Origin of the sequence: Allocoleopsis sp. (genome assembly GCF_036703385.1) — a bacterium.
Taxonomy (GTDB): Bacteria; Cyanobacteriota; Cyanobacteriia; order Cyanobacteriales; family Coleofasciculaceae; genus Allocoleopsis.
In genome coordinates, this window is record NZ_DATNPA010000225.1 from 1 (window position 1) to 22,858 (window position 22,858).

The window sequence follows — 22,858 nt, forward strand, 5'->3', positions numbered from 1 at the left end:
GCGATCGCATCCAATCAGAACTCGATACTTTAATCACTCCCACCGTTGTTTTAGTCATACCGTTATTATTTGAAGCCGAGATGACTGACTTAGTCACTGAAATCTGGGTGGTTAGCTGTTCCCCTGAACAACAGTTACAACGGATGATGGAACGCGATCAACTTTCCCTCGAACAAGCTCAAGCCCGCATCAATAACCAACTTCCCCTAGAAGAAAAAATTGCTCGTGCGGATGTTGTACTCAATAATTCCTCTACCCTAGAAGATCTGCTTAAACAGGTCGATAAACTAGGATTCGTATGACTAGAGGCACAATAGTTCTGACATTTTAAACGTTTTACAAGTCTATATTTTCGTAAAGTTCTGCAATTTGAATTTGCAACTCAAAGGTACTGAAAGAAAGGGTGACAGTTGGGTCGTCGTATTCTGAAAATAGCCACTGATGAACGGCTGTTTTGACATGATGCTCAACGTGTATGCGGTATTGATCAATCAGCAGATATTCTTGGAAGGTAGGAATTTTACGATAGGCAACAAACTTCTCGCCACGGTCATAATTTTGGGTAGATTTTGATAGCACTTCAGCGATAAAGCAGGGGTTCACCACGGTATCTTTGCGTCCAGTTTGAAGTTCTAAGGGTTTGGGCAGAACCATCACATCGGGGTAAGTATAGAGATTTGCACCGGGAATCCAGAGTCGCTGATCCAGGATAAATACACGGTAGGACTTTCCCCGTAATGCTCCTTTAAGGATAGCCACAAGGTTGCTGGCAATATCATTATGGTCTGGGGTTCCACCCGTCATAGGGACAATTTCTCTATCGCGGTATTCGTTGCGGATTTCGGAGGCGACTTCAAGTTCCAGGTACTCTTCAACGGTGTAGTGTTTTGTCTCAGGTTGAGCAATCATTTCAGTTGTACCTCCAAGGCTTCAAGTTGTTGGTTTATTCAAGTTATGGCTGTCGCGTCATCAGTCTCAATCGCCTGTTTTACTACTGGTTTAGCCATTTCCACTATGACTCAAATTCAACACTTTCATAGATATCTGCTAAACGAATTTCAAAGGGTATCGATGAGAGTGAAATATACGATTCTGTATCGTCATATTCAGTAAAGAGCCATTTGTGGGAGTCTGTTCTGGAGTATTGCTCAACATGAGCAGTATATTGATCGATCAATAAATATTCTTGAAATGTAGGAATGGTACGATATGCTGAAAAATTTTCATCCCTATCGTAGCTTTTGGTTGATTTTGAAAGCACTTCGGCGATCATTACCGGGTTAGTAATCGTATCAGTTCGTCCCTGTTGTCGTTCAAGTGGGCGGGGGACAACCATGACATCCGGGTAGGTGTAAAGCGTGCGCTCGGGAATCCAAAGCCGTTGATCAGCTACAAAAATACTGTACGGTTTCCCTTTCAAACTGACTCTTAAAGCAGCATTGAGAATACTGGCAATTTCATTATGTTCGGGAGTGCCGCCAGTCATAGGGATGATTTCTGCATTGATATACTCATGCCGAATATCTGAATTTACCTCAAAATCGAGATACTCTTCAGGTGTACAGATTTTCTTTGCTTCAGCCTGCATAATCATGTTAGTTTTACCCCCAAGGCTTCAAGTTGCTGGTTTATCCAAGTGGTCGCTTTCTCTTCATCCGTCTCGATCGCCCGTTTCACCTCCCGCCCAAAATTCACCCCATACTCAACCTGAATGCGACTCAGGGGATAGTGCAAGCGATCGCTCAAAACCCGTAAATATAGTTGCCGGATTGCCTCCTCTGGCGTTAGCTTAATCGCTTTTTGACGCACCAAACAAACCGTATAAGGAACCTCACCGTTTTTGGTCACCTTGAGAGTAATCGTCTGCTCTAACTGCTCAATTTCAGCGATCGTAAACGGCGACAGCTTGTAATTTGAGTCCTTGAGGATATCGGCTAATTTCATCAGGGGCTATCAGGTTAGACTCTATTAGTCTAAAGTCCAAAATCTTGAATCACTTCAACTAACTGGTCAATCTCTTCCCGTAGCGTGAAGTAGTGAATACAGGCGCGGACGCAGTCTGGGTCGAGGATGGTTCGGAGCATGAACCCCTTTTGTTCGAGAAACTGAACTAATTGCTTGTGAGAACGTCCATTCGTCAAGACAAACGAAACCAAACCCGCTTGTGGTGGTGAGGTACATAAGCAACGGACAGACTCTAACTGAGATAAACGTTGCCAAAGATATTCACTACCTTGACAAATTTGCTTGTAGCGTTCTTCAGCTGTACCCCATTGCTGATGAGTGGCGATCGCAGCACGCAATCCTGCATACAAGGGGTAAGCTGATGTTGCTACCTCAAACCGCTGTCCATTCGGTTTCCAACCTAGGGGTTTACCGGTTTCATCACTGACGATTCCCCGCCAACCGATGAAGGTCGGGTTAATACTGTCTAAGGCATCGGGTCGGATGTAAAGACCACCTAGACCTTCTGGCCCACACCACCACTTGTGACCTGTAAACGCATAAAAGTCTGCCCCCAATTCAGTCAAATTCAACGGCAGACAACCCACAGACTGCGCCGCATCGACCAAAACTCGGATGATATGAGAACCTGTAGAATAATTTCGGCAGGCATCAACGATGTCTCTAAGGGGTAACACTTGACCCGTATTCCACAGCAGATGACTCAGCACCACCAATCGAGTCCGGGGTCGTAGGTGCTGTGCAATAACGGCTGTTGGGTCTCCCTGATTGAGGGTTTCCAGGATGGGACAGGTGGAGATTTCGATATTAAACCGACGAGCGAGTTCTCGTGCGATCGCGATAACACCTGGATGTTCACAATCTGTCAGAAGTAAGTGGTCGCCCGCTTGCCAATCAATCCCCCACATAGGGATATTGCAACCGACTGTCACATCTTCCGTGAGTGTGATCGATTCTACAGGTGCACCTAATTCTGATGCGATCGCCACTCTCGTTTTCTTGCTTTCTTCCATAATCCAGCTATTCACGCCAGCACAAAATGGGCCATGCAACTGGATATATTCATAAGCTTTTTGGATAGTGTCCAGCGAAGCTTGAGGCAGAGTGCCTTGGCCCCCAAAGTTGAAATACGCTTTATTGGCTAAAGCGGGAAACTGCTGTCGATGGTGTTCAAGCTGCGTTGGTGCAGGGTAGATGCCAGTCATAGAACGAGTCACAAAGAACAAGACATTCCATTTTATCGCTCTGGTCAGTGGTCAGTACTTTCTCCTACACCTGAATGTAACGAGGTATCTAATGATTCAGTGAATAGGCTGAGCTGACACTGAGAGGAGATTCGGTTATGGTAGAAGTTACGTAACGAACTAGACCAGGCTGGCAGCAATTAGTGACCAGATAACAAGGGAGCCAAAATTAGAAAGTATAAGCCTTTCTTCATCAGAGCTTTCTGCCCTGGAGCCTCCTGCCTTCTTGTACTAGTTTGTAAAAAGTGTGCAATAGCGGTCTCTACCAACAACATAACCTAAACGACAGCTTCTGCCTGGATTCAGTCGCGATAGACGAAAAAGGTAAAGTCTTGTCCTGTAGATAATTTGCCAATACTGTTAACCTATCGGCAAATATTCTTGCTGTCGGTACTAACCTTTGCTGGGATCTGGGGAAGACCTTTGCTCAGGTTTCATACTTCTCTGAATGCTGCCGTGCGCCTGCCACTTCTGAGTCTCCGTCTGGCATCGCGCTGGGAATTACTAAAGCCTTACTAATTTATTTAAGGTAATGACCTGATGACCTATTCACCTAATCCAGCTTTTAAATTGGTCAAACAATACTCATCCGCTTAAATGAAGCCATCAGCTCTCCAATAGTGCTGCTCCTGAGCAGCCTACCAAACTTTTATTATGCAGGAATTGTGTGAGGATAACCAGACATGAGTAAAGTATTGCTAGTTGAAGATAATCCCTCTCAGTCGGAGCTGATGAAGGGCTATTTGCGAGAGGGGGGACACACAGTTATTCATATTAACAATGCTAAAGAGGCTTTGAATAAGGCGCTTGAACATAAACCCGATGTAATTGTTACCGATGTAGTAATGCCTGGAATGAGTGGCTTTGAATTATGTCGCCGCATCAAAAATAACCCATCTACCGCTAAAATTCCTATTATAATTTGTTCTTCAAAAGACCAGGAAATTGACCGTTTGTGGGGAATGAAACAAGGGGCTGATACCTACTTGACAAAGCCTTTTTCTAGAGAGCAGCTTGTTCGTGCTGTCAACTTAGCTGTGGTTTGATACCGAAGATGGGGCTTCTGCTAAAAGAGAGCTCAATCCCATTGAGTCACTTCGTTTATTTGTATAGCAGTCGTCAAGGGGATTAGGACAAAGAAAAATACTGAAGCCAAGACCTATCAATCTGTTCTCTTCTGCCTTCTGTCCTCACTAAATCTCCGGTCTGCCTTTTGCTATATGTAGCAGTTCTCGTATCAGTGATTACGCTGACGAATAGCTGCTTAGGATACTTGACCTAACCAGCTATTCTCATCTTATCGAGGCCACCACGTCGGATTGTTTTTCATAAAGTCAATCAAAGCATTGTACCTGGGTGAACCTTTCTCATTGAGAGAGTGCAATGCTCCCCAACTGCCCCATTTGCTTGGCTGTCCCACATCCACAAAGTGGTTAAACAGAGTGCCACCATTTTTCTTCCAGCCATTTAAGAGCATGGTGTAGATGTTGTACATCTCTGGGTGCTTATTAATGGCAATCAGAAATTCGGTTAGTTTCTCATTATCCTGTCCTCCTCCCATCCCGACAATATGACTTCCTCCTTCATAAGCAACGAGTTGTAATCCTTTTTCTTTAGCCACCTTAGAGTGGTATTCAAACAAACTGATCGTATCGGGTATTGTATCGCCGCCTTGGAGTAAGGTACCCTCCCTAAGCTGTTTAAAGGCTTTACCAAACCCGCCATCGGGGTCAGAACGCCAGTTAAGTACGGTATCTAGATTCTCAGGTTGCCCCAAGCTTCCTGAGAAGTAACCAGTAATTGCTAATCCATCAATACCGTGTTTGTAAGGAGGTTCATTACCTTCAGCAACCCACTTCGGTGCATTCAAAACCGACTCTTCTAATCCTTTCCATGCGACCTGAGTACCAATCACACAAAATACGCGATTGGAAGCTTCCTTAAACACCTCTTTCTTCCAGATATCGCACACTTGTGCGGCTCTCATGCCATTGTATTGCATCCAAGCATCCCCAAGATCTTGTCCCCATCTGGCTTTACCCTGCTCACTGGCATAATGAGATTGTTGAAATTGCCAGTTCCACACTTCGTTGGAATACTCTACATAAGCCTTCAATCCTGGATCGAGATGCTTTTTCACATACTCTGCAAAATTTTTGATGTAATCATCCGTTGCCATGTGGGGCATATTAAACCAGGCATCAGCTTTGATTCGATTGGCTAAAGCCACCATGACTTCTATGGGAGCACCGTTGCTTTGCCAGGTGTAATCCGTTAGCTTAGGTCGATCTTCCCAGTTCTTCTGAGTCGAGTTATTCGTTCCCATCCAATCCATGAAGCGCACAGCTTGAAAACCTTTTATTTTTTCAAGCCAGACAGGATTGAAGATTTGGGTAGCAAAAGTTTTCTCGTATTGCTCCGGTACAACTCGGATGTTCCGAATATAATTACCTGTTTTATTGGGGTCTGTTTCAGTAATATGAATAGAAATTCCTGCGCCTCCTCCGGCCACGTTAATGACATCTCTACCCGGCTTGGATTCCTCTTCAATCTTCTTAGATTCAAACTCGTAGATCAGCTTTCCTTCTCCGTCGTACAGAACGACATACCGACCTGTAGGAAATGCTCCTGGAATGTCTCTGTAGAGTAAGGTACCAACGCGAGTGTAGCTGGCTCCGCTTCCAGGCTGCGGCAAAGACTTCACCCAACCCTGCTCATCTAAATCAAGTTTGACTTCAGCATTGCTGTCTCCTTTACCCTCACAAGATGGGTCTCCATAAGCACAGCTTGTGTACCAAGGTCTTGCTGTTCGGAAAGCGTCTAAAAAAGGGAGTTGGGTTGAATAGTCAGCCAACCCATTTAGCCCCATGCCTAATGAGCGATTAGTCATCAGGTTCTTGGGTAGGGTAGCAGCTTGAGTGGATGTTACAGAGGGAGGGGGATTGAGTGCATTGGATTCAGGCTTGACTTGTGCCAGCTTACTCCAGATGGGAGGACCTGCCAGTGCTAGAAACAGGGCAATACCAAACAACACCAAAAGTTTGGAAACCTTTTTGTAAGTCATAAGAAAACTGTCAATGAGCTCCTACAATACTAAGAATTGGGGACTAGAGACTGGGAACTGGAAACGATAGATATTTATCCTTGTGTGGTGTTTCCAGTTCATAGCCGTCTAACGGGTCAAGCGGCAGACCTCTCCTCTATTGTGTCCTTAGCTTTCTGGCAACCGCCAGAGGCTCCTTTTGGAGAAGTATAGGAGATGAACTACCTCGGACTCCGTAAGAACTACGTCCGAGGTTTCTGTCGCTTCAGCGAGGAAATTTGCTTCCCCAATCCCGTATGACGAGGGATGGAAGTAGGGATTTCCTCTCCACGATTGAGGACGTTAGTCCCTAACGCCCATGACAGCATAACCATTGCTGCGGCGATATCCCTGTCATAAGTTGCACCGCATTCTGAGCAATGATGAACACGCTCAGATAGGTCTTTTTTCCGTTGATGACCACAGTCAGGACAGGTTTGAGAAGGCTTTACCTTTTTGGTAGGAACGAGAACCATAAATCCACCCGCTTCTTGCAGTTTGTACTCAATAGCCTTGGTCAGATTTCCAATCCCTACATCCAGCATTGAACGGTTCAATCCCGTTTTCTGAGCCTTCCTTTTACTACCCTTTTTCGCCTTCTTGGTCATTCCTTTTAGATTCAGCTCTTCAGTTGCTATCAGGCTATTACCGCTTACTAACTGGCTCGCAACCTTATGCGTCCAATCTTGTCTTTGATTGGTCACTTTGCGCTGAAGTCTAGAGACTTTCTTAGACGCTTTCTTCCATCGTTTTGATGCCTTAATCTTCCTCTTGAAATTAGGCGCTTTTTTGCGGCGCTTTTGTTTAGATGCAATCTTTATTTTTTCGGCTGATTGGCGCTGAAACCGAGGGTTATCTATCACCGTGCCGTCACTCATAGCGGCGGCGTGGTATGTACCAAAATCAATGCCAATTGCTCCATCACCCGTTTCTCTAACTGGAGTGCATTCCACTGTAATGGACGCATACCAACAACCGTTGCGATAGACAATCGTGCAAGTTGTAGGCTTCCCCCAAGTTCTAGCTTTTCCTCTCATCCGGATACTGACTTTGAGGTCGGTCAATTCAAGGCAGCCATTATCGCCAGTTGTATGCACTTTCCATCCTGACGTAGCAGGATAAGTCCATCCTGAATAATGCCTGATTGACTTGAATTTAGGTTTTCCTCTCAGTCCTTTGAAGAAGGATTGGTAAGCTAGGTCAACTCGCTTGAGAGTAGCTTGTAATGTCTGTGAGCCTAGGTGTTTATACTCCGTCCATACTTCTTTGAACGCTGGCAACGAATTTTGTTGTTCATAGTACGAAACACTATGACCATATCGCTCATATTGAACTCTACGATTAGCTATTGCTGCATTGTAAAGCTCTTTATGCATCCGACGCGCCCAACTCAATTTATGAGCCGCTTTCGGTTTAGGATATAAGCGAAATGTTACTCGCCTCGTTACCAACTTCAATCACCTCCTTTTCTAATACTAAATAATGATAATTTTATCAGGATTTCGCACTTTTAATCTACAGGGCTGACCGCGCTTTCATCCCCACACGGAAGAGTTAAGGTTCTGTGATTGGCAATCTCTGTGACTCAGAAGACAATCCCGATGTGAGAGGGCTAATTAGACCGTTCGCTGTACCGAAGAGATTGATGGGATTTCTGCCATCGGTAATTAATACACTCTGAATGCCCAGCGCTTCTAAAAGTCTAGCTTGCATTTCAGGACCCGCTTGAGCGATCGCTTTTATTGTTTCTGAACCCATCGCTTCAATTCTCTGCCGAAATTCAGCACTGTTAATTTGGGACATCGCTGTCGCTTTTTCAATTTCTAGGGCACTGAGAGCCTGTTGATGGGCTAATTCAGCTTCCTGACGTGCTCTAAGTTGAGCTAACTCGGCTTCATCTCGAATTCGAGCCGCCTCTGCTTCTTGTTGGGCTGAATTCACCGTTATTTCGCCTTGAATTCGAGCCGCTTGAGCCTTCGCCCTGGCTTCTGCCGTCGCTTGACCGGTTGCCTCGATCGCCGCGTTTTCAGCTTGCAATTCTAGCAATTTTTTACGTTCAGCTTCCGCCGCACCGCGATCGACAATGACTTGCCTCTCCAGTCTGGCTTTTGCCGCTTGCTCAATGCGTTCCGCATCCTGCCGTGCGGCAGCTTCTTGAGCATCTGTGGTAATTTGGATGGCAATTTGTACCGACTTTTGTAAACTTTCTAACGTGCGTTCATCCACTGGCTCCACGGATTGAATGTCAATGTTGGTAATTACCAAATTATTCGTTCTAATTCGGAACTCATCTCGAATCCGACCTTCTTCATCTATCCCAAACACCGCTTGACGAATAATCCGAGCCGAGTTGCGATGAAATTCATCAAATTTTTCACCCGCTACAGCACCCCGCACACGAGAGGCAATTGCCTTACAAGCGTCCCCCACAAAATCAGGCACTTGAAACATTTTGACCGCCGCTTGTTCATCGTGCCGATCTACATCAAAGTACCAGTTATACGAGAGTTGAATCTGAAGTCTGGCATGATCGGACGTCTCTACCGTAAAGATATCCGTCATAAAATCTGGGCCTAATAATAAGGCTAAGGACTTAATCGCATTAGGTCGCTTCGGTTTGCCACCAGACAAACTCAACACCGTAAATGCTTCATCCGGCCCAAGCATGACTAAGTCTGGGCCAAATACCGTTCGTGCTGTGCGATCTTTATAGTCATGAATTTGCACGGCTGCATTTTGAGGAACATGAAAAACAACCGCTTTGGTTTTATCCCGTTCAAATATCGGTTGATTAATTCCTGCTATTTGACTGGACTCATGCCCCCCAGTCAGATGGCGATGTCGATTAGTTAATGGGTCATTTTTTTGCGTGATCAGTTCCTCAACGACCGATGCAAGTTGTTTTTCCCAAAGTTCTTCATAGGGACTGAGCATATAAGCCATTGGGCCACTCACTAATTTGAGTTCCCCCGTTTGAATGTCCCGCACATAAATTCCTTCATTCTTATCTAAGGGAATGGCTTTACGTCTCTCAACCACTTCCACTTCCACGCGGGGGATATAATCTCTTGGCCCTGTAATCATCCACAAGTCACCTGGGTGATACTCAATTAGGCCATCTCCATCACCTTCATTAAACGCTTCTCTGGCACGGAGTAAAAGGGCTTCCTGCTCACCCAAAACGTAGACATTTTGAATGCCATTTTCCAGAAACTCACCCGGATGCAAGAAAAAGGAAGTTCTCCCCTGACGAACTTCTCGCATTCCGAGCTGAGGTTTGCCGAAGGCATCGATGGGATTGACCAGAATACACCATTCCCGATCGCCCAGGGTGGTAATTTCAACTTCTCCCACTACCTGTTCATACACATCCGGAATGTGTATCTCTGTATCTTCAAACGTGACTAACCATTCATCTCCGGCTTTGCGTTGCCGACTAAAAATGTCCTGGAACGTGCGTTTGGCTCGAAGATGCAAGGCTTTGCGCTCCGTTAACACGTAGGCATTAATAATGCCAACCACTTCTTCATCGACCCCAGGTAAATAGGCTCCTTCTTCCCTCACCAGCCACTCTTCACCGGCTCGGCGTCTATTGCCTTGGCGATCGATACAATTTTGGCGTGCCAGCAACCGTAAGGCTTGGTTGGGTTTAATCACCCTCGTGGTAACCGTCTCTACGACTTCTTCTTCCACACGGGGAATATAAGTCCCTGGCCCTTCAAATAGCCACTCATCGCCGGCTACACGGTTAAGGGTTTGGGTTTGTTCAGCACTCCCTGGCTCACGGGGGGTGAGGGTAACCGTGAAATCCCGAATCGCTTTGAGACGTAGAGCTTGATGTCTCTCAACGACTTGGAGTTGGGTAATCTCTCCTATCAGTTCTTCGTCTGGGTAGAGGGGAAAAGGCTCTTGGGCAAAGCGAATTTCGCGATCGCCATAGCACAGTTTAATCTGACCATGCTCATCTGCGATCGGTTGACCTGACTCATCCCGAAGCACCGGATTCTCAACGATACAATAATACCGAGGCGGCACCACAATCATCGGTTCTGGTTTTAAAATCAGTCGTTCATGGTCACGCAGAGTAATGGTTTGAGGGCCAACCTCTAGTCGGGTGACACCCGTGTTGTTATCGAGAATGTGAATAAATTGTTGGGGCTTGAGGCGAATTACACCACTAGAAGACCCTGGGAATTCGGTTTTACTTTCAGTTTTACGCTCAGTTGTATTCATTTTTTGTTCTTAACAAGACTTTATAAACTAACAATGCCTAATCAACAGGGCATCAATTCACAGCCACCTCCTAGTGCAGCGTGGCCTAAATAACTATCCAGTAGAAAAAGGTTAAAAAGCTTACTGTACAAACTTTCTTGCCTTCTGCCTTCTGCCTCCTGCCTCCTGTCTACTTAAGAAGGAGAACGCTACGCGAACTGCATTCTTGCACTAGTTTTCCTTACATCCGTGCCATAGTGAGATTTTGAGGAGGGATTTGTTGACTCAGTTTTAGCTTAGTTGCTTGTAATCTGCCAAGAGCAAGCGCCTCTTCTCTCCTGGAACGGTTATTGTAAATTGAGTTCCCTGGTTGCAATCAGTTCATTAATAATTAATTAGATGACAAACGCTATACAATCTTTTATGAACCAGGGCAATAGATTTAATTCAATTTCGGCTATCTTGTAATTTAACTACCTTTTTTAGCTTTCAACGCCTTAAGCCCCACGCTCTCCCGTAGGGGAGCGTTGGGTACGTCACCACTTAACCCTAAAAAGAGCTGATTGAGCTTTGCTGGTGTAGCATCCCATAGCAAGTTAGCCTTATCGGTCACCCAAGGCAATTTACCTCCTAAGTATGAGGTATTGCAGCCAGAGATAGCGCCAAAGTGGTAGGCATAGACATCATTACAGCTAGAATCGATAAACTTCCAAAAAAGATTTTTCAACATTGCTCTTCCTGCTAGAAAGCGTTGACCAATCTTAACTTTCAAAGCGGCGATTAACTACACTGTATAGCTTCCAGGCACTTTGCTCTCAACTTTAGAGAGAGTCGTCCCCAACTTAAGCAATATTAGCTTGAACCAACAGCCGCTTAAGTTGAGATAGAGCACGTCTTGATTCAGCCATTGTATGTAGGTCGATTCAGTAGAATTACGGATATTGTTAAGAACAAATTAAACTATCGTGGAAATTACCTAGATTCACACGGTAGGTAATGCCTGAGCAAGACCGTAGAAATACGGTTAGCCAAATCTGAGCGCATCTCCTGTATCTCCGTCAGACTCACAGCTTGAGTGCATCTCCACAAACCTTAAACGACTTGCTCCTCCATTTCGGCAGAACTTAGTGTTAGTCAAAGAAAAAGGTGAGAATTCACGGTCTCTACAAGTAAGCTATTGGATGTACCAACGACTCAATGAGTCACTCGATTTGGGCTCGGTGATAGCAAAACAGGCGCGATAGCTTCCTGGTTTGAAAAAAGCCGTTCAAAACTCAGGAAGCAAAGCAGTAGCTCCGAAGGAGCTGCTTCGCTATCAATATGGGGATTTTATCGACCCACCTAACTCAAATTTCACGCTTCTTCAAACATTGAAGGCAGATTCAAACGCTGCTCAGGAGTTCAGAAGTACATCTAAGAGCAACTTCTGAAGTGCTTTGCTTCCTCAAATCATTGGTTGAATGGTTATCCCAGCCACTGAACTAGGGCATCTAATCGATGTCTGAACAAGTGTGTTGAGCTTTCTTGAAGAGTGATAATTAGGCGAATTCCTGCCTTGCATGGATTGAGAGAGTTGAGTTCTCTCAAAAAATCCAGATAGAGAATCAATTTCAAGGAGTTACTCTCAAAAAATCACATCATGACAGGAATAGAATTGCCATCTGTAGTGCCAACATCTTCACCTAATCTTTCTCAGGCCAAAAGGCGCAAATCCTTATCCCTAGGATGGTTTGATAACTTACCTGTTAAAGGCAAGCAACTCACGGGTTTGTTTACCTCTGAGGTGATCTCAATCGTCGGACTGGTGGGTGTGGGGGCTGTGTTGATTGTGGCAGCGGGGCGCACTCAATTGGTTCGGCAAGCGGAGTCGGAATTAGCGGTCGCCCAGATCAACTACGACTTTAAAATCAACCAGATGGAGTCTAGCTTCCGCGCTCAATCGGACAATGCCGCGATTATTACAGCCGCGATCGCTCATTCTCAAAATAAACCCTTGACTCCGGAACTTCGGGGTCAAATCAAGCAGATTCTGCAAAATGAGACTAAGGCGAGCAATATAGAATATGCCACACTAGTGGGCAAAGATCGGCGGATTATTGTTAATGCAAATGCTGACCGGACTGGGGAAACCTTCGATCCAAACAACCTAGTCAGTCAAGTCCTGAGCAATTCTAAGCCACTTCAAGCCAGTCAAATTCTGAGTGGGTCGGACTTATCTAAAGAGTCCCCGTCCCTCGCTCAGGGTTTTGCCAACCAAGATGCCCTCATCCGTTACACGATTACACCCGTGAAAGACCCGAAAACGGGCACTGTTGTTGGAACCCTCGTTTCCGGAGACATTGTGAATGGGAAGTTGCCGATTGTGGAAAACACCGTGGAAGCGTTTGGAGGGGGCTACAGTGCGGTTTATTTCCGTCAGCCTTCTGGGAAACTCGCCTTAGCAACCGGTTTAGACCAAGGTACCACCAAAGATTTGGCGCAAGCGAAACCCAATGTTCCCCTGCTCGATTCCTCCTTGCTAGAGAAAGCCGTTGCCACTCCGAACCAGGTGCTTACTGGACGAGCCGTTGCAGGAACACAAAGCTACACAGTAGCAGCTAAAGCCCTCAGCGATGTCAACGGCAAGCCTGTTGCGGTGTTGGTTCGGGGAACAGAAGAAAACGCTTTAAATAAACTCCTCGGCGATAGCCTACTGCTCCAGCTAGCCGTGTCCGCCCTGACATTAGCGGTGGATGTGGGGTTAGCGGTGTTACTAGGACGAACCATTGCTCAACCGATCAAGCGGCTACAGCAAACGACCCAAAGATTTGCGCGGGGCGATCGCCAAGTGCGTGCGAATGCTCTGACGAACGATGAAGTGGGCCAACTTGCCTATACGTTTAATGAATTGGCAGACAGCATTGTTTTAAATGAAAGAGTTCTGGAACAACAGGCTCGTGATCAAAAAGCTGAAGCCGATCGAGCCCAAGCCTTTGCCGACTTGACCAGTCAGCTCTATAAATCGCTCAATGTTGCAGATATCCTCAAAACCTTAGTTGATGGCGTCCGTAGCCTCCTGCAAGCAGACCGCGTGCTGATCTATTTCTTCAAGGAAGGCTACCAGAGTGGGACAGTCACAGCAGAATCGGCGGTACCCGGTTGGATTAAAGCGATCGATCTAGTCCGATATAACCTATTTGAACCACAGGACATCCAACAATTCCAAACGGGACACGTTGTGGTTTGCAATAACATCCGTGAAGGGGGCTATAGGGCTCACCACTTTGATAGTCTCGAATACCTTCAAGTCAAGGCCAATATGATTGCGCCCCTGTTTTTAGACAACGAACTCTTGGGTTTAGTGTGTGTTCACCAGTGTTCTGAACCCCGAAACTGGCAGCCACAGGAAATCACGTTATTCAAACAGGCAGCGGCTCAGACCAACCTAGCTCTCCAGCAAGCCCATCTGATTGAACAATTAAAACGCGCACGCCAAGAAGCAGAAGCCGGGCGACAGAAAGCGCTCGAGTTTGCACAGGTCGAACAGGCTCGCCAAGTTGCCGAATTGGCCTCACTTGAGCAACGTCAGCAAAAAGAAGAACTTCAGCGCCAGGTACTCGACCTGCTCCAGGATATCGAAGGTTCAGCTGATGGAGACTTTACGGTTCGAGCCAACGTGACAGAGGGAACAATTGGTACCGTTGCAGACTTTTTTAATGCGATCGTTGAGAATCTGCGGCAGATTGTTCGGCAGGTCAAACAAACGGCTATTCAAGTCAACATGGCTCTCCAAGCCGATGAACAGTCTGTCGAGCAACTCTCCCTAGCTGCACTCAAGCAAGCCGATGAAATTAGTCACAGCTTAGAGTCTATCCTGGCGATGACCTCCTCCATTCAAGTCGTGGCAGAGAATGCTCGCCAAGCGGCAGCCGTGACCCGCGTTGCCTCCACCGCCGCAGAAACTGGTGGAAAGGCGATCGATGCCACGGTGAACAATATTGTGAATTTGCGAGAGAGGGTCGTTGAAACGACGAATAAGGCAAAAGTTTTGGACGAGTCCTCCAAACAGATTGCCAAAGTCGTGAATCTGGTTCAAGAAATCTCCCTAAAGACTAACTTGCTGGCGATCAATGCTGGACTAGAGGCCAGCCGTGCAGGTGCAGAGGGTGAAGGCTTCCGAGTCGTTGCCGATCAGATTGGCAGACTCGCCAAGCAATCGGTGAGTGCAACCCAAGAAATCGAAGAAGTCCTCGAAGTGATTCAGCAGAACACCAAAGGAGTGGTCGAGGCGATGGAAGAGGGTCGAAACCAAGTGATTAATAGTACTGAAATGATTTTAGATGTTAGACAGAGTCTAGAGGAAATATTTGAGGTTTCACATCAAATTGATGGATTAGTGCAATCCATTTCCGACGCCACTGTCTCACAAGCCCAAACTTCTCAGATTGTGACAGCGCTGATGCAAGAAATTGCCCAAATTTCTCAAGAAACGTCCGATTCCTCTCTGCAAGTTTCCAGCTCACTGCGACAAACTGTGGAGGTGGCTCAACACTTGCAGCAATCAGTTGGTCGCTTCAAAATTGGCTCTTTTGAGGATGGACTCTTGGAAGGTTGAACGTTGAAGGTTGCGTTGATTCAATGACCTTCAATCATAGCCACTTACCATCTGCAATTCTTCACCTATAACTAACAATCAATCAGCCTAAAATCATGATGAACGCCACTTACAATCCTTACCTTGTCGTCTTTTCCGCATTCATTGCGGTGCTGGCTTCTTATACAGCGCTTGAGCTTTCGAGCCGAGTCACCGCTGCCAAAGGAGCCACTGGTAAACTCTGGTTGATGGGGGGAGCGATCGCTATGGGAACAGGGATTTGGTCGATGCACTTCATTGCCATGCTGGCTTTTTCCATCCCACTATTCATTAGCTATAATCTGGGGATTGTTTTCGTCTCACTGATTGCCGCTATCTTGGCATCTGCACAGGCTCTATTCATCATCGGTCGCCCGAAGCCAAGTCCAGTGGTTTTACTAGCCGGTAGCAGCATCATGGGGATTGGCATTGCCCTGATGCATTATACCGGTATGGCTGCCATGCAAATGCCCGCGATGGTGCATTACAAACCTGGTCTATTTTTGCTCTCGGTTGTGATTGCGATCGTCGTATCGTTCGTTGCTTTAAAACTGTCGATTCAATTTCGGGAAGAGGCTTGGGTGGGGCGTAGATGGTTAAAATCTGCTACCGCGTGCATTATGGGTGGGGCGGTGCTTTCAATGCATTACACAGGAATGGCGGCAGCCATGTTCAAACCCGATATTTCCAAGTTAGTTCAAGCGGCAGGTTTAGACAATTTATCCCTGGCTTATATTGTTTGCCTTTTCACACTTCTCATCCTGAGTTTAACCCTGGCTACTATTTATATCAATTCTGGGCCTAAAAGTTTGCTGGATTAATTGCCATCTCCGGACAGTGGATTTGAGTGTTGAAACTGTAAATAGACGCAGATGATTGAAGATTACGATAGCCTCTAGGAGGGAATCTCTTGCTTAAGTCCACTCCACTGCTTCAAAACACCTCAGCCGCTGGCATGGTCAAGCTTTGGGCACAGCGCTATGTCCCCGACTTATCAATTCTGTCTGCAAATCAAGGTCAATTCAATGTCTCTGAGGTGATTCAAGCAGCATCCCTAGAGGGGCGAACTCAAACCGTTGGCAAGCTTCAGCGTCTACTCCAAACCAGTTGCGAATTAGCGGGTATCAAAACGAATATTCTCTTTTCTTACATTCCCAATGTCGTCAATCTATCGGAGGCTGGAAACATTGCCCGGTCAGCCGTGCGAGTTTATGAGAAGGTACTGGACATTTATCAGCAGCAGTCGTCTCCCATCGTTGCACAAGAGGCCCAACTCCAGGCTGGGGAAGCCCTGCCTCAATGGGTGAGACAAGCGATCGAGCTACCCGATATTCAACAGTTGGCTCTTAAGCTTGAACCTGAATTACTCCAACTTCAGGAACAACATCTATTGACTCAGGATCAGCGCAGTCGTGGCTTTCTCTCCACCCACTTTCATTTGAGTACGAAACAAATTCTCAATCGACTCACACTACCTGAGCAAGTCTTGCTTAGCCCCTACTTCAAGTTTATCGAAGAGCAAGTTTGCATCCCCTGGCAGCGAGTATGCGCCGCTGCGGCGCAGCATCCAGGGGACTCCCCGACTCTGGCACTCGTGGAGCAACTACTACCACAAGCAGAAGAAATCGCGTTAGCCGTCTACCACCGCTGTGTGGAACAGTATCCCCATTATCAAAGCTATCGGGGAAACCTCAGCGAATCGGGGGTTGCTGCCTCTACCCTCCGAGACTTGAATATGTTCCAAGGCTATCTCTGGCTGTGTGTACTGGAAAAGAGCCTGGATGCAGTGGAGCAGGAATTGCTGCCTTTGTGCCAGATGGTTTTTCCTAGTGTGGAAGTCAAAGGAGAATTCGTCGAATCGATATTACAGTTGTTATTCGAGACGATTTTAACCCGTGTGGATTCTGAACAAAAATTTTGGGTAAAGTCTTATACTTTGGCGATACAGCAGATCTTTACTAATTTTGAGGCCAACCTGAAATAGACCTTTCCGGAAATTAGGGCGAAACTCTTGCTCGGTCTGCATTGAATCTTAATTTCCGGATAAGTCTATTGTGTTTTTTTGCGGAGGCTTACTGATGAGTCTTTGTCTGTCAGTAAAAATTTTATGACCACTTTGCAAGTCAATAGAGTGAGAAAAAATTGCTTTTATAGTTAACCAAAGTACCTAACAGAAGGAGGATAAAGATGCGAATCTTATTGCTATCGAACGCTTACAATAGTTTGACGCAACGCATCCATGTAGAGCTTGCTTATCAGGGTCACAACGTTTCTGTTGAACTCACTTTGAATACTCAAGTTATGGCTGAAGCGGTTGAGCTATACCAGCCCAATTTGATTATTGCCTCTTTCGTAAAAATGGCAATCCCTGAAGTAATTTGGCGTCGCTATATCTGTATCATTATCCATCCTGGAATTAAAGGCGATCGAGGCCCATCTTCTCTAGATTGGGCTATCCTGACTGATGCAGAAGAGTGGGGTGTAACGGCATTACAAGCAACGGGAGAAATGGATGCGGGTGATATCTGGTCATCCGTTAATTTCAAGATGCCATCCCGGAGTAAAAGTTCTGTGTATAGAACTGAAGTGGCTGAGGCCGCAATCCAGGCTATTTTAGAAACAATTGAACGTTTTGAAAGCGGACATTTTATTCCTGAGCCGTTGGATTATAGCCGAGAGGATGTTAAGGGTTGTCTACGTCCATACATGAAACAAGAGGTGAGAGGCATTGATTGGGCTTCAGACTCAGCCTCTACAATTGTTAAAAAAATTCGTGCTGCTGATAGTCAACCCGGTGTACTCGATACAATCGACGGAGAAGCTTATTACCTATATGGCGCACATCAAGAAGATACGTTGAAAGGAACTCCCGGTGAAATTATTGCTCAACAACATGGTGCGATTTGTCGGGCAACAGTCGATGGTGCTGTTTGGATATCCCATCTTAAACAGAAAAAACGAGGAGAGCAATCGTTTTTCAAATTGCCCGCAGCGATGGTGTTAAGTGAGTCTTTAAAAGATATTCCCGAATTAACTCGGTCTCTAAAACTTTCTTCCACTTGCAAAACTTATAAGGAAATATGGTACGAAGAGAAGAACGATGTAGGATATCTACATTTTGACTTCTATAATGGTGCCATGAGTGCTGACCAGTGTAATCGCTTGAAGACAGCTTTTCTTAATGTCTGCACTCATCCAACCAAAGTGATTGTTTTAATGGGAGGACAAGATTTTTGGTCAAATGGAATTCATTTGAATATGATTGAAGCGTCAGAAAATCCTGCTGATGAATCTTGGCGTAATATCAATGCTATGAATGACCTTGTTCTGTCAATTTTGACTGCAACAACCCATTTAGTCCTTGCTGCAATGCAAGGAAATGCAGCAGCCGGGGGCGTTATGTTAGCTTTAGCGGCGGATCAAGTTTATGCCCGCCGTGGTATTGTTTTGAATCCCCACTACAAACGGATGGGATTGTACGGTTCGGAGTATTGGACTTATTCACTCCCTAAGCGTGTCGGTCATAAAAAAGCGCTGGAACTGACCAATAATTGCCTACCGATGAGTACAAAAGTTGCTCAAGAAATAGGACTCATTGATGATTGCTTTGGTCAGAGTATCGTTAGTTTTCGGCAGCAGATTGAGGCGATCGCCCAAGGTATGGCTCAAAGTCCAGATTACGAGCATAGATTGGCTTTGAAGAGAGAGATGCGACTCACAGATGAGCGCTGTAAACCTCTCGAAGATTATAGAAAAGAAGAATTGGAGCAAATGAAACTAAATTTCTATAGCTCCGAGCAAAGTTATCATGTTGCTCGTCGTAATTTTGTTTATAAAATTACTCCTTCAGAGACTCCCCTACACTTAGCAAAGCATCGCCAATTTAGTCACCCATCAGAAAAGTGCGCGGTCGTTTTGCCGAATGCAAAAACTTCGCAGAAGAGTACACTAGGCTTTCTTCATAGGTGAGCATAAATATCAGATTTTGTTGCTTGGAATCGGGTCAGTTTTTTCTGCTCAATCCCTAGCAATTTTTATTGCACCCGTTGTAATGTTGCTCGAGTTGGGTCGAGAATTTTCTGACCGAGACCAGGGAATTTAACAGCAATACTGATTTTATTCCCCGAACCAAAAATGTGGGTGACTTCGCCTGTCCCAAAGGTATCGTGAATTAGCAACTCCCCAACTCTCCAATCCTGGGACTGTTTGGTTGAGCGTTTGGTTTGGGTTGAAGGTTGCTCTTGAGCCGGTTGAAGGTTGTTTTCTGAACCTTCAACCTTCAACTTTCCAACTTTCAACTCCTTAACCTTCAATTTATGGGTGCTGCTGACTAAGTCTTTAGGTAATTCCTCAAGAAACTGCGATCGCACAGCGGGTTCTCGATTCCCATACAGGCGTCTCTCACGCGCATGGGAGAGAAATAGCTGTTCCTGAGCACGGGTAATTCCTACATAACAAAGACGGCGTTCTTCTTCCAAAGAAGCCGGGTCATCCATTGAGCGATAGTTGGGAAATAGCCCCTGTTCTAACCCGACCAAAAAGACAACCGGAAACTCCAATCCTTTTGCCGAGTGCAGCGTCATCAAAGATACAGTTTTTTGTCCATCTTTTAAGTCATCCAAGTCAGAAGCAAGGGAAGCATTCGCCAAGAAACCTTCTAAACTTGTGTCTTCGTTTTCTTCCTGAAATTGGAGGACAGCGTTATAAAGTTCAGAGATGTTTTCCAACCGATTTTCGGCTTCATCAGTCCCTTGTTTGGTCAAGTCTTCAATATAACCCGACTCTTCCATAATTCCCTTGACAATTTCAGCCGCTGTAAGATTCTCGATTTGCTGCTGCCACCGCTGAATAATTTCGGCAAAGCTGTTGACTCCCTTGGCTGAACGTCCTGCGAGAGTACTCACTGAAGTTTGGTCGCTGAGAATTTCCCACAGCGATATATTTAATTCTTGAGCAGCCCCCAGCAGTCGGTCAATAGTGGCTTGACCGATGCCGCGTCGAGGGGTGTTAATGATGCGTAGGAGGCTGACGGTATCATCTGGATTTGCGATCGCTCTTAAATAAGCCAGAGAATCTTTAATTTCTTTGCGATCGTAGAACTTCAGCCCACCCACAATAACATAAGGAACTTTACCCCGCAGGGCATCCTCAAACGGGCGAGATTGGGCATTCGTGCGGTAAAGGATCGCAAAACTTCCCCAGTCGAGTTCTGGGTACTGTTGCTCCATTCGCCGGATTTGATTGATTACAAAGTGCGCTTCTTCTACCTCATCATCTGCTTTGTGAACATAAATCTGTTCCCCTAACCCGCGTGTAGGTCTTAGTACTTTATCGATACGCTGGGTATTATTTTCAATCAGGTAATTAGCCGCTTGGAGAATGTTTTCCCTAGAGCGATAATTTTCCTCCAATTTCACCATCGTGCGGGTATCTTCATCGGGTAATCCATCTCCAAAATCTTGCTGAAATTCCAATAATATGGTAAAATCAGCCATCCTAAATGAATAGATGGATTGGTCGGCGTCACCCACTACAAAAATTGAGCGATCTTTCCAATTCCATTCACTTTTCTGTGTCTCTCCATTCGTGCTTAATAGGCGAATTAAGTCATATTGAATCCGGTTCGTGTCCTGGTATTCATCCACCAAAATATGACGGAATTGCTGATGCCAATAGCCCAAGACGGTTTCATTCTGTTGAAATAGTTTAACTGGGACTAAAATCAAGTCATCAAAGTCGAGGGCGTTGTTGCTAGCTAGCTGGTTTTGGTAATGGCTATAGACTTCGGCAATCACTCGCCCCTTATAACCAGTTTGCTCTTTCTCAACATCTTGGGGAGATAAGCCCTGATTTTTGGCATTACTGATGGCGTAGCGGACTTTCCGGGGGTCAAATTTTTTGTCATCCAAGTTTAATTGTTTGGTGACGATGTTTTTGACGAGACTTTGGGCATCGGATTCATCAAAGATGGAAAAGTTCCGGTTCCACTGATGTTTTTGTTCGTCTTGATATTTATTGACATCGAGGCGGAGAATCCGAGCAAAGAGGCTGTGGAAGGTACCAATCCACAACGGTTTGATATATTTTTTGTAAACGCGCGATCGCAACTGGGTTTGTTCTTCCTCTGACAGTAATTCCAGTCGTTGCCCGTGTTTTGAAAGCGCCATCTGCTGAGCAAATATCGTCTCAATGCGGGTTTTCATCTCCCGTGCCGCTTTGTTGGTAAAAGTTACCGCCAGGATGTTTTCGGGATTGACCTTGTGAGTGAGAATGAGATTGGCGATTCGATAGGTTAGTGCCCTCGTCTTGCCGGAACCTGCGCCAGCAACCACCAGCAAGGGGCCACAGAAATGTTCGACGGCACGACGTTGAGAGGGGTTGAGGTGGCTGAGGAAGTCAGTGGTTTGAGTCATGACGGCGTGAGGGGACAGGGCGAGGTCTTAGCAAGAGAGTCTATTCTAGTCAAGGGTATCGTATCTTGGTAGCAGACTGTAGGGGTAAGATGCGATTAGCTGAAGCTACTGTTGTGAGGGGGCGATCGCAGAATTTGTAGAGTTGTAGGGTGGGTTACGGCTACGCCTAACCCACCAAAGTTTAGAGATGGTACGTTACGCTGTCGCTAACGTACCCTACGAACTGCAAATTCCAGTCTGTTGGCAATTGGTTAGCATTTAGTCTTGCTGCGTCTCCTCCGGAATAGCCTGCAATCCTTTTGAATTGAGATTTAGGAAAGTATATAAGTCCACTGATGCTCATTTACTTTGCAGCACCCCTATTTTCACAAGCCGAATGCCGCTTTAACCAGTGCCTCACTGAGAAACTGGAGGTGCTTGGTTATCAAGTGTTCTTGCCACAGCGCGATGGTGTAGAGCGTGATAAGCCACCTTATGACAAGATGACAAAAGAAGAACGCAGATCGGCAATGTTTCAGCTTGATACAACAAAAATCATGGAATCTGATGTGTTTTTGTTTGTACTAGATGGTCGTGTACCTGATGAGGGAGCCTGTGTAGAACTTGGGGTAGCCTATACCCACAAGAAATTTCAGCATCCCAACAAATTTCTCATTGGTTTGCATACTGATGCTCGCTCTGCATTTATAGGCTCAAAACTCAATCCGATGATACGTGTCCCTTTGGAGTACATTGCACCAACTGAAAGACAATTATTGCAAGTATTAAAGCATTATCGGAATTTCCAAACCCTAGCTGATTTTGTAGAGGAGGGTTAGCAAATGTTAACATCGCTGCATAACCAGCGCAAGGCTTATACTTTCTACTTTTGGCTCCGTTGTTAACTGGTTACTTATTTCTGCCGCGCTGCACTTAGTCATTCTTGTTACTCTTAAATCCAAGGGAACTTAGCAACTCATTCCACCGCTCAACAGGCAAGCTACCTCCCGATGCACTATCATGTCCATGACCGTAGCTTCCTTCTCCTGGCGACAAGTCCACGTTTTGTAAAAAGTCCAGCACATTGATTCCCGATGCAGTTCTTACACTGAAGTTGACTCGCTCTAAGGTATATCCCTCATTCGCCACCATGACGATATACTTGGGCAATCGAGTGCGCCAGCTTTGGGCAATCAGTGGGTGGATTTGACACGCTGAGTTGATACGCACCAAGGCGACATTGCCAGAAAAGACGGGTGCGGCTTTCTTGGCTTGTTCCATCGCCGCCTGCACTTCCTTCCGCGCTTCCCTTAATTGTTCGACTTCCTGTGTGTTGGAGTTAACTAGAGAA

General features: G+C 45.8%; 17 protein-coding genes and 1 pseudogene. 8 read left to right on the forward strand and 10 right to left on the reverse strand.

Translation table 11 applies throughout. The annotated features are described in order from the left end of the window. A partial coding sequence (gene coaE / locus V6C93_RS11040) for a dephospho-CoA kinase (RefSeq protein ID WP_333476708.1) occupies nucleotides 1-302 on the forward strand: 302 nt, incomplete at its 5' end. A 34-nt stretch (nucleotides 303-336) separates the two neighbouring features. Here coaE and V6C93_RS11045 read toward each other — a convergent pair. The 4 genes and pseudogenes from V6C93_RS11045 to V6C93_RS11060 all read right to left on the reverse strand — a co-directional run bounded on the left by V6C93_RS11045 (nucleotide 337) and on the right by V6C93_RS11060 (nucleotide 3,170). Then, entirely contained in the window at nucleotides 337-909 is a 573-nt protein-coding gene (locus tag V6C93_RS11045; RefSeq protein ID WP_333476709.1) for a Uma2 family endonuclease, read from the reverse strand. 103 nt (nucleotides 910-1,012) lie between these two features. Further along, nucleotides 1,013-1,594: a Uma2 family endonuclease gene (locus V6C93_RS11050; RefSeq protein ID WP_333476710.1), complete on the reverse strand. Its 582-nt coding sequence runs from the start codon at nucleotides 1,592-1,594 to the stop codon at nucleotides 1,013-1,015. 71 nt (nucleotides 1,595-1,665) lie between these two features. Beyond that, nucleotides 1,666-1,944, reverse strand: a pseudogene (locus tag V6C93_RS11055) (type I restriction enzyme HsdR N-terminal domain-containing protein); the annotation flags it as partial. Nucleotides 1,945-1,973: 29 nt separating this feature from the next. Then, the gene (locus V6C93_RS11060; RefSeq protein WP_333476712.1) at nucleotides 1,974-3,170 is read right to left on the reverse strand and encodes an aminotransferase class V-fold PLP-dependent enzyme; all 1,197 of its coding nucleotides are present in this window, start codon (nucleotides 3,168-3,170) and stop codon (nucleotides 1,974-1,976) included. 722 nt (nucleotides 3,171-3,892) lie between these two features. On the opposite strand from V6C93_RS11060, the gene V6C93_RS11065 reads away from it, so the two are divergent. Beyond that, a complete protein-coding gene (locus V6C93_RS11065; protein ID WP_333476713.1) occupies nucleotides 3,893-4,255 on the forward strand; it encodes a response regulator in 363 nt (120 codons plus the stop codon). Between the two features lie 251 nt (nucleotides 4,256-4,506). On the opposite strand, the gene V6C93_RS11070 is transcribed toward V6C93_RS11065, so the two are convergent. Then, the gene (locus tag V6C93_RS11070; protein ID WP_333476714.1) at nucleotides 4,507-6,273 is read right to left on the reverse strand and encodes a cellulose-binding protein; all 1,767 of its coding nucleotides are present in this window, start codon (nucleotides 6,271-6,273) and stop codon (nucleotides 4,507-4,509) included. 36 nt (nucleotides 6,274-6,309) lie between these two features. On the opposite strand from V6C93_RS11070, the gene V6C93_RS11075 reads away from it, so the two are divergent. Further along, complete coding sequence (locus V6C93_RS11075) at nucleotides 6,310-6,465, forward strand: hypothetical protein (RefSeq protein ID WP_333476715.1); 156 nt, start codon at nucleotides 6,310-6,312, stop codon at nucleotides 6,463-6,465. 29 nt (nucleotides 6,466-6,494) lie between these two features. Here the strand turns inward: V6C93_RS11075 and V6C93_RS11080 are convergent, their stop codons facing one another. The 3 genes from V6C93_RS11080 to V6C93_RS11090 form a co-directional block, all read right to left on the reverse strand. Further along, entirely contained in the window at nucleotides 6,495-7,742 is a 1,248-nt protein-coding gene (locus tag V6C93_RS11080; protein WP_333476716.1) for a transposase, read from the reverse strand. Nucleotides 7,743-7,845: 103 nt separating this feature from the next. Next, nucleotides 7,846-10,524, reverse strand: coding sequence for a colicin uptake protein (locus V6C93_RS11085; protein WP_333476717.1), 2,679 nt, complete (start codon nucleotides 10,522-10,524; stop codon nucleotides 7,846-7,848). A gap of 448 nt (nucleotides 10,525-10,972) precedes the next feature. Further along, nucleotides 10,973-11,233: a hypothetical protein gene (locus tag V6C93_RS11090; RefSeq protein WP_333476718.1), complete on the reverse strand. Its 261-nt coding sequence runs from the start codon at nucleotides 11,231-11,233 to the stop codon at nucleotides 10,973-10,975. Nucleotides 11,234-12,142: 909 nt separating this feature from the next. On the opposite strand from V6C93_RS11090, the gene V6C93_RS11095 reads away from it, so the two are divergent. From V6C93_RS11095 to V6C93_RS11110, 4 genes are all read left to right on the forward strand, one after another. After that, complete coding sequence (locus V6C93_RS11095) at nucleotides 12,143-15,097, forward strand: methyl-accepting chemotaxis protein (protein ID WP_333476719.1); 2,955 nt, start codon at nucleotides 12,143-12,145, stop codon at nucleotides 15,095-15,097. Between the two features lie 95 nt (nucleotides 15,098-15,192). Beyond that, a complete protein-coding gene (locus V6C93_RS11100; RefSeq protein ID WP_333476720.1) occupies nucleotides 15,193-15,936 on the forward strand; it encodes an MHYT domain-containing protein in 744 nt (247 codons plus the stop codon). An 89-nt stretch (nucleotides 15,937-16,025) separates the two neighbouring features. Next, nucleotides 16,026-17,099, forward strand: a complete 1,074-nt coding sequence (locus V6C93_RS11105; protein ID WP_333476721.1) for a hypothetical protein — start codon at nucleotides 16,026-16,028, stop codon at nucleotides 17,097-17,099. Between the two features lie 203 nt (nucleotides 17,100-17,302). Then, nucleotides 17,303-19,084: a hydrogenase maturation protein gene (locus V6C93_RS11110; protein ID WP_333476722.1), complete on the forward strand. Its 1,782-nt coding sequence runs from the start codon at nucleotides 17,303-17,305 to the stop codon at nucleotides 19,082-19,084. Nucleotides 19,085-19,149: 65 nt separating this feature from the next. Here V6C93_RS11110 and pcrA read toward each other — a convergent pair whose 3' ends face one another. Next, complete coding sequence (gene pcrA / locus V6C93_RS11115) at nucleotides 19,150-21,528, reverse strand: DNA helicase PcrA (RefSeq protein ID WP_333476723.1); 2,379 nt, start codon at nucleotides 21,526-21,528, stop codon at nucleotides 19,150-19,152. A 335-nt stretch (nucleotides 21,529-21,863) separates the two neighbouring features. Here pcrA and V6C93_RS11120 point away from each other — a divergent pair, with 335 nt between their 5' ends. After that, nucleotides 21,864-22,346 (forward strand): nucleoside 2-deoxyribosyltransferase, encoded by a 483-nt coding sequence (locus V6C93_RS11120; RefSeq protein WP_333476724.1) that lies wholly within the window; start codon nucleotides 21,864-21,866, stop codon nucleotides 22,344-22,346. A gap of 94 nt (nucleotides 22,347-22,440) precedes the next feature. Here the strand turns inward: V6C93_RS11120 and V6C93_RS11125 are convergent. Beyond that, nucleotides 22,441-22,858: DHH family phosphoesterase (locus tag V6C93_RS11125; RefSeq protein ID WP_333476725.1), on the reverse strand; the 418-nt coding region annotated here is incomplete at its 5' end.